At 39.9% G+C, this 12551-nt stretch carries 8 protein-coding genes and 1 rRNA gene; 3 read left to right on the forward strand and 6 right to left on the reverse strand.

Features of this window, described 5'->3' with window-relative positions; translation table 11 throughout:
* Nucleotides 1-3: 3 nt before the first annotated feature.
* From MWU56_RS08535 to nhaD, 5 genes are read right to left on the reverse strand one after another with little or no spacing between them, the layout of a single operon-like run.
* A complete protein-coding gene (locus MWU56_RS08535; protein ID WP_247043655.1) occupies nucleotides 4-1215 on the reverse strand; it encodes a bifunctional folylpolyglutamate synthase/dihydrofolate synthase in 1212 nt (403 codons plus the stop codon).
* On the reverse strand, nucleotides 1212-2090 hold the full coding sequence (locus MWU56_RS08540; protein WP_247043657.1) for an energy transducer TonB: 879 nt from the start codon (nucleotides 2088-2090) through the stop codon (nucleotides 1212-1214). The genes MWU56_RS08535 and MWU56_RS08540 overlap by 4 nt, the downstream gene beginning before the upstream one ends.
* Nucleotides 2090-2476 carry an ExbD/TolR family protein gene (locus tag MWU56_RS08545; protein ID WP_247043659.1) on the reverse strand — a complete coding sequence of 129 codons (387 nt, stop codon included), beginning with the start codon at nucleotides 2474-2476 and terminating at the stop codon, nucleotides 2090-2092. Before MWU56_RS08545 ends, MWU56_RS08540 begins: the two co-directional genes overlap by 1 nt.
* A gap of 9 nt (nucleotides 2477-2485) precedes the next feature.
* Entirely contained in the window at nucleotides 2486-3178 is a 693-nt protein-coding gene (locus MWU56_RS08550; protein WP_247043661.1) for a MotA/TolQ/ExbB proton channel family protein, read from the reverse strand.
* A gap of 59 nt (nucleotides 3179-3237) precedes the next feature.
* Entirely contained in the window at nucleotides 3238-4623 is a 1386-nt protein-coding gene (gene nhaD / locus MWU56_RS08555; RefSeq protein ID WP_247043662.1) for a sodium:proton antiporter NhaD, read from the reverse strand.
* Nucleotides 4624-4861: 238 nt separating this feature from the next.
* On the opposite strand from nhaD, the gene MWU56_RS08560 reads away from it, so the two are divergent.
* The 3 genes from MWU56_RS08560 (at nucleotide 4862) to MWU56_RS08570 (ending at nucleotide 12295) form a co-directional block, all read left to right on the forward strand.
* Nucleotides 4862-6004 carry an acyl-CoA dehydrogenase gene (locus MWU56_RS08560; protein ID WP_247043664.1) on the forward strand — a complete coding sequence of 381 codons (1143 nt, stop codon included), beginning with the start codon at nucleotides 4862-4864 and terminating at the stop codon, nucleotides 6002-6004.
* 310 nt (nucleotides 6005-6314) lie between these two features.
* Nucleotides 6315-10820, forward strand: a complete 4506-nt coding sequence (gltB, locus tag MWU56_RS08565) for a glutamate synthase large subunit (RefSeq protein ID WP_247043728.1) — start codon at nucleotides 6315-6317, stop codon at nucleotides 10818-10820.
* Nucleotides 10821-10828: 8 nt separating this feature from the next.
* A complete protein-coding gene (locus MWU56_RS08570; RefSeq protein WP_247043667.1) occupies nucleotides 10829-12295 on the forward strand; it encodes a glutamate synthase subunit beta in 1467 nt (488 codons plus the stop codon).
* A 130-nt stretch (nucleotides 12296-12425) separates the two neighbouring features.
* Here MWU56_RS08570 and rrf read toward each other — a convergent pair.
* Nucleotides 12426-12537 (reverse strand): 5S ribosomal RNA (gene rrf / locus MWU56_RS08575).
* Nucleotides 12538-12551: the final 14 nt, after the last annotated feature.

Here is a 12551-nt window from a genome sequence, read left to right on the forward strand (position 1 = left end):
AAATCAAACCACTTCTGCCACAACAAAAGTACTGCCTCCCACATAGATTATATCATTACTGCTTGCTTTCTTTAACGCCTTGTCAACCCCTTTTTTTACCGACTTAAAAGCCTTGCCGATAAGTTGTTTTTCCTTGGCAAGTTCCTGCAACTGAGAAGCATCCATACCTCTAGGAATGCTAGGCCTCACAAAATAATATTTTGCATTCTTCGGAAATAGGCCAAGAACCGATTTCACATCTTTATCCTTTACAAATCCCAGTACAATATGGAGCTGATCAAATGTTTGTTCTTCTATCTGCTTTAAAACCAACTGAAGCCCTTCTTTATTGTGAGCCGTATCACAGACTACTAAAGGATTTGTATTCAGTATCTGCCATCTTCCCAAAAGTCCCGTGTTCTCCACAACTTTTTTGAGTCCAGCAGAAATGGCATTTTCCGGAACCTTTAAATTTTGCAATTGGCGTATACACATGACTACGCCCTTAATATTCTTTTTTTGATACGCTCCCAATAAATCGGTTTCATACTCTGGAATAGGTTCCTTATCGGCAAAAACTATCTCGGATTTTAACTGATGTGCGATTAGATTGAAGATTACTTTTGTCTCAGGTTGGGTCTCACTAACAACAACTGGGACTTTCCGTTTTATAATTCCAGCCTTTTCCAATGCTATTTTTTTAAGCGTGTTTCCTAAAAACTGTGTATGATCCATCCCAATATTGGTAATCAATGAAACTTCGGGAGTAATAATATTGGTAGAATCCAATCTTCCACCCAGCCCCACTTCGATTACAGCAATATCAACTTTTTCTTCAGCAAAATAGCTAAAGGCCATCCCAACAGTCATTTCAAAAAAAGACAGGTTGTTGTACTCAAAAAAAACTTTGTGCCTTCCTATAAAATCTTTTACATACTTCTTACTTACAACTTTTCCATTTATTTTGATACGCTCACGAAAATCTTTTAAGTGAGGAGATGTGTACAATCCCACCTTGTAACCTGCTTCTTGAAGAATGGATGCCAACATATGGCTACTGGACCCTTTACCGTTGGTGCCAGCAACATGAATACTTTTAAATTTTTTTTCTGGATTATGTAAAAAGTCGCAAAAATGAACAATGTTATCCAGTTTTGCGTTTAATGCCACAGCACCTTTTTGTTGGTACATTGGAAGCTGACCGAACATCCAGTCCAAAGTTTCTTTATAGGTCACTGCCCTAATTTAAAGTTTACCACCACAAAACCTATTTGTTGGGCCGGAGCGTTGGAATCAGGGTTCCATCGATGAAGCATAGCCGTTTTACGTGCGGGTTCCAGAAGGCATGCGGCAGTATTGGTTGTGCCTTTTACACCTGCTTGAGCATTTATGACCTTACCTGATCTATCCACCGTAATTCTAACGACTACTCTACCTTCTTCATTACATTCTTGTTGTACCTTACCTTGGTTGGCCAAAGATCTACCACTTAAACCATAACCACCTGTGCCGCTTCCTGGGGTGCCATAATAGGATGAGGCATACGGGTCGCCATCCTGCTGACCCTTATCTCCTGCCCTGTCATCGTCCCCTTCACTACCTGTGGTAGTCCCATCGGATTTACCGATTCCGCCGATCAGGGCATCTACACTTTTTTTCTTGGCTTCTTCCTCTTGTCTTTGCCGTTCTTCGGCTTCACGTTTTTCACGAGCAATACGTTCAGCCTCGGCATTGGCTCTTTTTGCCTCCTCTTCCGCCTTTCGCTCAGCTTCTTGTTGTTGCTTTAATTTGATGGTCTCCTCATCATTGCTCGTCAAAACCTCCTCGACCGGAGCTTCTTCTACAACAGTTTCTTCTGGTTGCTCAGGCTCAGCCACTTCTCGAGGTTCAGGTTGACTTTCAACTTCTCTTGGTTCTGACCTTACTCGCTCCGTAGGCTGTACTTCCCCACTACCAAAATCCATTGTTCCGAAATTGACAGCAATTCCATTTTCTATGGGCGGGTCGAGGTAAGTCAAACCAATATAAAAAAGCAATAAGAGGAGTGCGCTTAACAAAAGTGTTGTAAGCGTGAATGATTTTTTCTTGTGTCTCGTATCTAAAAAGGACATTATTTTGGCCGCACCGCCAAGATAACCTTGTAACTGTTCCTATTGGCAATATCCATAACGTTTACCGCTTCTTTAATGGCTACGTTTTCTTCTGCCCTTAGGATAATTGTTGGCTTTTCTTGACCTTCAAGTGCCTTTTTTAATTCAATTTCAATGTATTCCTTGTTAATCTGCTCGTTATTGACAAAATACTTCAAGTCTTTATTAATGGTAACCGAAACATTCTGCGTATTGGTCGACTTTCCTTTAGCCTTTGGCAAAAGTAAATCCAATGCATTGGGAGCGTTGGAAGTCAGCATAAAAAACACCAACAACAAGAACACAATGTCTGTCATGGATGACATGCTAAATTCAGGACTCACCTTATTTCTTCCCTTCAGTTTCATATGAAAATCTTAGATGGGTTCGTTCAAAAGGTCCAAAAACTCAACGGCATTGGCTTCCATTTTATGAACCACCTTATCGGTCCTGTTCACCAAATGATTGTAACCTATGTATGCGATGATTCCTACGACCAAACCAGCAACCGTTGTGGTCATTGCAGTATAAATACCAGAAGCCAAAGACCCCATTTCTGCCTGCCCACCACTACTTGCCATTTCATGGAATGCCAAAATCATACCAATTACGGTTCCCAAGAAACCGATCATGGGTGCAGCACCGGCCACTGTTGCCAAAACACTAACGTTTTTTTCGAGTTTGTACACCTCTAGGGTACCTGCGTTTTCTATTGCCGTATTTATATCGTCCAAAGGCTTTCCAATGCGGACCACGCCTTTTTCAATGAGTCGTGCAACAGGAGAATCTGTTTGTGCACACAATAATTTTGCAGCTTCCAGTTTCCCATTCATGACATGATCACGAATCTGGTTCATGAAATTCTTATCTATTTTGGACGCTGCCTTAATAGCAAAAATGCGTTCAAAATAAATATACATGGCAACAAACAGAAGAACAAAAAGCACCATAATAATAATGATACTTCCTGCTCCTCCGTTAACAATAAGATCTATTACGGACAAAGTCTTTTCTTCGGAAATTGAAGCAGCTGCCTCAACGCCTTCCGTTACTTCTTGAAACATATTCATATAAAATCCCCAATTTAAGTTGCAATTATAACGGAGATTTTTGAACTAAAGTATTTTTTTTAGAACAAATATCGCATCACCATAAAGCAAATTGCTCCTGCAATAAATCCTACAAAAGCCAACCACGATATTTTCTTAAGATACCAAAAGAAATCAATTTTCTCCATCCCCATGGCCACAACACCTGCGGCAGAACCAATAATCAGCATGCTTCCTCCAGTCCCCGCAGAGTAAGCTATGAAATGCCACAATTGATCATCCATAGGCTCGGAGAACATCCCCAAACTTGCTGCCACTAATGGCACATTATCTATAATTGCAGAACCAATTCCTAAAAGGATTACTACCAAATCAGATACTTGCGTACCAGCCATTTCGGTACCCATAAGTGGTATGCCCTGTTTTAATCCATCGGCAAAATTGAACAATAATCCTAAAGATTCCAATGCGGCAACTGCCATTAAAATACCCAAGAAAAACAGAATACTGGGCAATTCAATTTTAGTTAAAGCACTATGTACAGGACTATGGTGCGATGCTGCATCACTTTCATGATCTACAGAGGATATGGCAATCTTGGAATTACTGTAAATTTCAGCAAAAGTTGCCACTACTGCTAAAGACAACATCATACCTACATAGGGTGGTAAATGTGTTACAGTTTTAAAAATCGGAACAAAAACAATCGCTCCCAAACCAAGATAAAGCATGGTCGGGCCAAACTTTGATTTCTGAGGGTCTTCTTCTTCTACATCAATTTCACCTTGAAAAGCTGGTAGAAAAGATGCAATAAAAGATGGAATAAGCATACAAACCAAAGATGGAATCAATAAATGCTCTATAAGCATGGCAGTCGAAACTTTATCTCCGATCCATAACATTGTAGTTGTAACATCTCCAATAGGTGACCATGCGCCACCAGCATTCGCAGCAACAATAATCAAACCTGCGTACCAAAGTCTAGCCTCTCTATCCTTCACAATTTTCTGGAGGATGGAAATAAGTACAATCGTAGCAGTAAGGTTATCTATTATTGCAGATAGAATAAAGGCCAAAAAAGAAAAAATCCAAAGTATCTTCTTTTTGCTTCTGGTCTTCACAAATGATTTTATGGTAGCAAACCCATCAAAATAATCGATAATCTCCACAATAGTCATTGCACCCAATAAAAAGACCAATATCTCCGCGGTCTTCCCAAGGTGATGCAACAAGGTCTCTTCCATAAGTTCCATCTTCTCCTCGTGTCCAAAAGTTCCGAAATTCTCGAGCAGAGCATGATTACCGGAATCGAACCAAGTGGTAAAACCATCAATTCCAAATGCCATTAAAGCCCATAAAATGGCCATCATGGCCAAAGCGGGAATAAGTTTATCTATTTTTATATTGTGTTCGAGGGTAATTGCCAAATATCCGATTACAAAAATGACAACTAAAAGCGTTTCCATATTAAGTTTGGTTTAATTTAAGGTTTGATTTTATTTGAGTAGTTATCTGAATTGCTAAAGATATTCAAAATGAATATCTCCTCATAATCTTATTGATCTAAAAAAATGTGAAAGAGGGGAAATTGTTTTTAAACAAACTGTTAATCATTAAATCATTCTCATTTATTTAAGCTTTAACGTAGTATATTAACATTCTAAAGCTATATTTGTAGGTAGTTTTTAAATATTATTCAATTTTATGGAATTTTCACTCTCCGAAGAGCAGTTAATGATACAACAAGCTGCAAAAGATTTTGCCCAGAACGAACTTTTACCAGATGTAATTGAGCGCGATGAAACTCAAAAATTCCCTGATAGCCTAGTAAAAAAAATGGGAGAACATGGTTTTATGGGCATGATGGTAAATGCCAATTATGGCGGTAGTGGTTTAGATACATTATCCTACGTGTTGGCCATGGAAGAGTTATCAAAAATTGATGCCTCTGCTTCAGTAATGGTTTCAGTAAATAATTCTTTGGTTTGCTGGGGACTGGAAACCTATGGGACAGAAGAACAAAAACAAAAATATTTAACTCCTTTGGCCTCAGGAAAAATCATTGGTGCTTTTTGTTTATCCGAACCAGAAGCGGGAAGCGATGCCACTTCTCAAAAAACAACTGCTATAGACAAAGGAGACCATTACCTATTAAATGGAACCAAAAATTGGATTACCAACGGAAACCAAGCTGAAGTATATATTGTAATCGCACAAACCGATAGAGACAAAGCGCACCGCGGTATAAATGCATTGATTGTTGAAAAAGGGATGGAAGGCTTCGACATAGGACCCAAAGAAAATAAATTGGGTATTCGGGGCAGCGATACACACTCTTTAATGTTCAACGATGTTATGATCCCTAAAGAAAACCGTATCGGAGCAGATGGATTCGGATTTAAATTTGCCATGAAGACCTTGGCAGGAGGTAGAATTGGAATTGCCGCTCAAGCACTCGGTATTGCCGCAGGAGCTTACGATCTGGCATTGCAATATTCTAAACAACGAAAAGCATTTGGCACCGAAATCTCCAATCATCAGGCCATTGCCTTTAAATTGGCCGACATGCACACAAAAATCCAAGCGGCCCGTCATTTGGTCTATCAAGCAGCATGCGATAAGGATGCTGGCAAGGATTACACTCTTTCTGGCGCTATGGCCAAACTATATGCCTCAGAAGTTGCCATGGAAACTACGATTGAAGCAGTACAAATTCATGGGGGTAATGGATATGTAAAAGAATACCATGTAGAACGATTAATGAGGGATGCCAAAATCACTCAAATATATGAGGGAACATCCGAGATTCAGAAAATTGTCATCTCAAGAAGCATACTTCAAGATTAAATAATTATGACCCCCTCCCCAAAAGAGGGGGTTCTTCTTTACATAAAGGACCTCTTTAATCATACTCCCCAACTATTTTTAACCTATACATTTACAAATAGCATTCTTTTTCAAGAAATACTCTCTGTATTATGAGGAAGAAGCAACTACAAGCCTACATTTTGAGATAATGATAATTTAACATTCCTTAAATTTTTGAATTGAGTATTTTTTAATCATTAATGTGTTGTGTTGATTATTTACAATCAAACCAAATAATATATTGCATTTTATTCATTCATTTTGATATTTTTGAAGAAATACGTTAATGATGAAGTTGAAAAAGCAAGGTTTATACTTACCCGAATTTGAGCATGATAACTGTGGTGCAGGTTTCATCTGTAGCTTAAAAGGAATAAAATCCAACGATATAATTCACAAGGCCCTTGAAATTCTTGATAAATTAGAACATCGAGGTGCAGTAAGTGCAGATGGCAAAACAGGAGATGGTGCCGGAATATTAATCGATATTCCCCATAACTTTTTTGTTGATACTTGCACATTTGATTTACCAAAAGCAGGAGAATATGCTGTAGGTAACGTGTTTTTGCCACAAAAAGAAAATCAACGCAATTTCTGTATTAAGGTTATAGAAGAGAATATAAAGAACCAAGGTCTACAATTATTAGGCTGGCGCGATGTACCTGTTAATCGGTCTGTTCCAGGTAGGATAGCCTCAGAAACCGAACCCTATGTGATGCAGATTTTTGTTGCAAAAGGAGAGGTTTTAGACAATTTTCAATTTAATCTCAAACTATTCATTGCTAGAAAAATTACAGAACACACTATAATTGAAAGTAAACTTTCGGAAAGCGATTTTTTCTATTTACCAAGTCTTTCTACAAAAATCATCATCTTTAAAGGATTATTGGTGCCTAAAGACATCAGCAGGTATTACGAAGACCTTTTGGACCCAAGGGTAGTTACCCGCTTGGCTTTGGTACACCAAAGATTCTCCACCAACACATTCCCTATGTGGGATTTGGCCCAGCCATTTAGATATATGTGCCACAATGGTGAAATAAACACACTTAGAGGTAATGTTTCGCGTATGCGCTCTAGGGAAGAACTCATGAAAAGTGATTGGTTTGGTGAGGATATTAAAAAAATACTTCCCATCGTATTGCCCGCAAAATCCGATTCCGCCAGCATGGACATGGTGGTTGAGCTTTTATTGATGACAGGGCGCTCTTTACCTGAAGTTATGATGATGCTTGTTCCAGAAGCTTGGGAGAAAAACTTAGACATGTCCGAGTCCAAAAGAGCATTTTACGAGTATAACTCTTGCCTAATGGAACCATGGGACGGACCCGCCTCCATACCGTTTACAGACGGCAACTATATTGGAGCGGTGTTGGATAGGAATGGACTGCGTCCTTCAAGATACTCCGTAACCAAGCAAGGTTATGTGATTATGTCTTCGGAAACTGGGGTTGTGGAACTGGAACCAGAGGACATTGAATTTCATGGAAGGCTGGAGCCGGGAAAAATGTTCTTGGTGAACATGGAAGAAGGTAGAATAATAAACGATGAAGAAATCAAAGAGCATATTGCCAAAAAGTATCCATATCAAAAATGGCTAAAAAAGAATTTGGTCCATTTAAAAGATATACCCTATGATGATTGCCCCGTTTTCTTTGGCGAATTTCCATTAAAAACCAGAAGAACCGCATTTGGCTACACGGAAGAAGACATTAACACCATTATAATGCCGATGGCCGAAAATGGCAAAGAACCTATTGGCTCAATGGGGTCCGATACTCCTATTGCTATTTTATCCGAGCGCCCACAATTAATTTACAACTACTTTAAACAACTTTTTGCACAAGTAACCAATCCACCATTAGACGGAATTCGGGAAGAGTTGATTACCGATATAAGTTTAACGCTGGGGAGCGACCATAACATTTTTGATTTTTCGGAACTGCACTGTCGAAAGCTAAAAATCCAAAATCCAGTGATTTCCAAAGAGGATTTGGACAAAATCAAAAATTATGATGCCAGCCCAGACTATAAAGTAGTGTCAATTTCCATACTTTACGAAATAAATAAAGGACACAATGGATTGGAAGAAGCACTGGATGGCATTTTAGAACAAGCGTCCAATGCTATCGATGAAGGAGCCAATATAATTATATTATCAGATAGAATGATAAGTACCGAAATGGCACCTATTTCAGCTCTTTTGGCATGCTCCTTCGTAAACAGCGGGCTTAGAAAATTGGGCAAACGTTCCAAACTAAGCATTATTATAGAATCTGCCGAGCCAAGAGAGGTTCATCATTTCGCCCTTTTGTTCGGTTTTGGCGCAAGTGCTATCAATCCCTATTTGGTAAACGAAATCATAGGTGAGCAAATTGAAAAAAACAATATTACCGACTACACCTTTGAAGAAGCTATTAAAAATTATAACAAAGCGGTAGGTAAAGGTATTCTGAAAGTGATGAACAAAATTGGGATATCCACCCTTAACTCCTATCGAGGATCACAATTGTTCGAATGTATTGGCATCAAAACCACGGTGGTTGATAAATACTTTCCCAACACACCTACCCGTATTCAAGGAATAGGACTATATGAAATAGAGAAAGAAATAACAAAACGTCATAAAAAAGCATTTCTATCAAAAGAAATAGCCGCCAACCTTGATATCGAAGTCGGTGGTGAGTACCGATGGAGAAGAAATGGTGAGAAACACATGTTCAATCCATTAAGTGTCGCCATGCTTCAAAAATCGGTGCGCAACAACGAGCCGGAAACCTATAAGGAGTATTCCAAATTGGTAAATGAGCAATCCAAAAACTTAATGACCATTCGAGGACTATTCGAATTTTCGAATTATGACCCCATTCCCATCGAAGAAGTTGAACCTTGGACAGAAATTGTAAAAAGATTCAAAACTGGGGCTATGTCCTACGGAAGCATCAGTAAGGAGGCCCATGAAAATCTTGCGATTGCCATGAACCGAATTGGAGGAAAGAGCAATTCAGGCGAAGGAGGAGAGGATTCGGCTCGTTTTTACAAAAGCCAGACCGGTGATTGGAAAAACAGTGCTATAAAGCAAGTTGCATCTGGTAGATTCGGGGTAACCTCCAACTACCTGACCAGTGCTAAAGAAATACAAATTAAAATGGCCCAAGGTGCAAAACCAGGAGAAGGTGGCCAATTACCGGGACCTAAAGTTAATCCGGCCATTGCAAAAACAAGGAACTCCACCCCCTATGTTGGCTTAATCTCTCCACCTCCCCACCACGATATTTATTCCATCGAGGATTTATCACAGTTGATATACGATTTAAAATCTGCAAACAGGGAAGCCCGTATAAATGTGAAATTAGTATCGGAAGTTGGTGTTGGAACAGTAGCTGCTGGTGTTGCCAAGGCAAAAGCCGATGTTATTCTAATATCTGGATTTGATGGAGGTACTGGTGCATCACCTTTGACCTCATTGAAACATGCAGGCTTACCTTGGGAACTTGGAATAGCCGAAGCACAACAAACGTTGGTCTTGAACGATTTAAGAAACCGTGTTACTTTAGAATGTGATGGTCAGCTAAAAACCGGACGAGATGTAGCTATAGCTTGCCTGTTGGGAGCAGAGGAATTTGGTTTTGCCACCGCTCCGCTCGTAGCATCCGGTTGTGTAATGATGCGGGTCTGCCATCTAAACACTTGTCCTGTTGGTATAGCCACTCAGAATCCAGAACTGCGCAAAAAGTTTCAAGGAAAACCAGAGCACGTTGTCAACTACATGTATTTCGTGGCACAGGAGCTTCGCGAGATAATGGCAAAACTTGGTTTTAAAACCTTGGACGAAATGGTTGGACAGGTTCAAAAATTGGATAGAAAAAAAGCTATAGAGCACTATAAAGCTGCAGGGATCGATCTAACCCCAATTTTGTATCAAATTGATGTGCCAGAGGGTACTAAATTACACAATACCGAAAAGCAATATCACGAAATAAATAAATCTATTGAATTTGAAATTATAGGCAAAGCCCACCCTGCACTGTTCAGAAAAGAGAAAACCACGCTGGATTTTCCAATAAAAAATACAGACAGGGCAGTGGGAGCGATTATAAGCAACGAAATTTCAAAAATTTATGGAGCAGACGGATTGCCAGAAAACACACTGAAATTGAACTTTACAGGTTCAGCGGGGCAAAGTTTTGGTGCCTTTGCTACAAAAGGACTTACCATGGTAGTCAATGGAAACACGAATGATTACCTCGGTAAGGGTTTATCTGGAGCTAAACTGGTAATTAAAGTACCTTTTAAATCTACCATAAAACCAGAAGACAACATTATCACAGGAAATGTCACCTTATATGGCGCCACTTCGGGCGAAGCATATATCAATGGCAAGGCAGGTGAACGTTTCTGTGTAAGAAACTCCGGAGCCAAAGCTGTAGTAGAAGGTATTGGAGATCATGGATGTGAATATATGACTGGAGGAGTTGCAGTAATACTCGGAGCTGTAGGGAGAAATTTCGGAGCTGGTATGAGCGGGGGAATAGCCTTTATTTATGATAAAGACAAGAACTTTAAACAAAACTGCAACGGAGAGGCCTTGAACCTTCTCCCGGTTGAAGAGGATAACGATATCAAAGAATTGAAAGGTTTGATTGAAAACCATTACAACGCTACTTTGAGTCCATTGGCACAAAGTATTCTTGAAAATTGGGAAAAATGTCTGCCAAATTTCATAAAAGTATTTCCAGAAGAATACCGCCAAGCACTTATCCGACTAGAAGAAGAAAAAATGCAAACCTTATAATTTGAGACATGGGAAAGATTACAGGATTTTTGGAATATGACAGAAAGGACGAAACATACGCCCCTGTTAAAGAACGTATCAACAATTATAAGGAGTTTACCAAACCTCTAAAAGAGGGTGAATTAAAAAATCAAGGAGCTCGCTGCATGGACTGCGGTATTCCTTTCTGCCACAGCGGTTGTCCGTTGGGTAATTTAATTCCTGATTTTAATGATGCGGTCTATAAAGGAAAATGGAAAAAAGCAGCTGAGATTCTGCATTCCACCAATAATTTCCCCGAGTTCACGGGAAGATTATGCCCTGCTCCCTGTGAAGAAGCATGCGTATTGGGAATAAATGAAGACCCTGTATCGATTGAGAATATCGAAAAAAACATAGTGGAAACCGCTTTTAAGAATGGATGGGTTCAGCCGGAGGTTCCATTAGTACGAACCGATAAAAAAGTTGCCGTTGTAGGGTCTGGACCAACAGGCTTGGCCGCTGCCCAGCAGCTTAATCGCGCCGGACATAACGTAACGGTTTTTGAGAGAGATGAAAAACCAGGTGGACTCCTGAGATACGGTATTCCAGATTTTAAAATGGAAAAAAGTGTCATAGACCGAAGGCTGGAGATAATGGAAAAAGAAGGTATTGAATTTAAAAACAATATCCATGTTGGTGTAGACATAACCGCCAAAGAACTCCAAAATAAATACGACTCCATCGTACTATGTGGCGGCGCAACAGTTAGGAGAGGTCTTCCTGTTCCAGGAGCAGACGCGAAAGGTGTTGTTCAAGCCATGGATTTCCTGCCACAGAACAATAGAAAAGTAGATGGAATACCATATAAGGGTGAGGAAATTACTGCAAAAGGAAAAAAAGTGATTGTAATCGGTGGTGGTGATACAGGTTCTGATTGCATCGGAACTTCTATAAGACAAGGTGCTGTATCTGTAACCAATTTCGAAATAATGCCGAAAGGAACATCAAACCGCCCAGAAGGACAGCCATGGCCGTTTTGGCCAATGCGCCTACGAACAAGCACATCGCACAAAGAAGGTGCAGAACGAGTATTTAGCATATCTACCAAAAGATTTAATATCGATGGGAATGGCAATGTTAAGAGTTTGGTAACTGTAGAGGTTGAATGGGTAAAACAACCTGGCCAACGCCCCCAGCTCAAGGAGGTGGAAGGTACAGAAAAAGAATGGAATTGTGACCTAGTTCTTTTAGCTATGGGCTTCACAGGTTCGGAAACTACAGTGGCCGATCAGTTAAATTTGGAATTGGACGCCAGAACCAATATCAAAGCTTCGGCGCACAATTATAAAACCAATATTCCTGGTGTTTTTGCAGCTGGTGATCAAAGAAGAGGTCAATCCTTAATTGTCTGGGCTATTTCTGAAGGTAGACAAGCGGCACATCATGTGGACACCTACTTGATGGGAGCATCTTATTTACCACTAAAAGGGGAAGGGGATTTACCTAGAGTTTAATCATGAACATAAATCTCAACTAAACAATCAGAACTCTCCATAACCGGAGAGTTTTTTATTTGAATAAACAAAGGTTTGATCATTACATCTTTAAACAAAAAAAGCCCTTCACAAAAGTGAAGGGCTTCAAGGAAGGCGGCGACCTACTCTCCCACCTGGTGTGGCAGTACCATCGGCGCAAACGGGCTTAACTTCCCTGTTCGGAATGGAAAGGGGTGGGCCCCGTCGCCATGGCCACCTAGATTTTTATGCCGAG

Source organism: Allomuricauda sp. F6463D (genome assembly GCF_023015965.1).
Lineage (GTDB): Bacteria > Bacteroidota > Bacteroidia > Flavobacteriales > Flavobacteriaceae > Flagellimonas.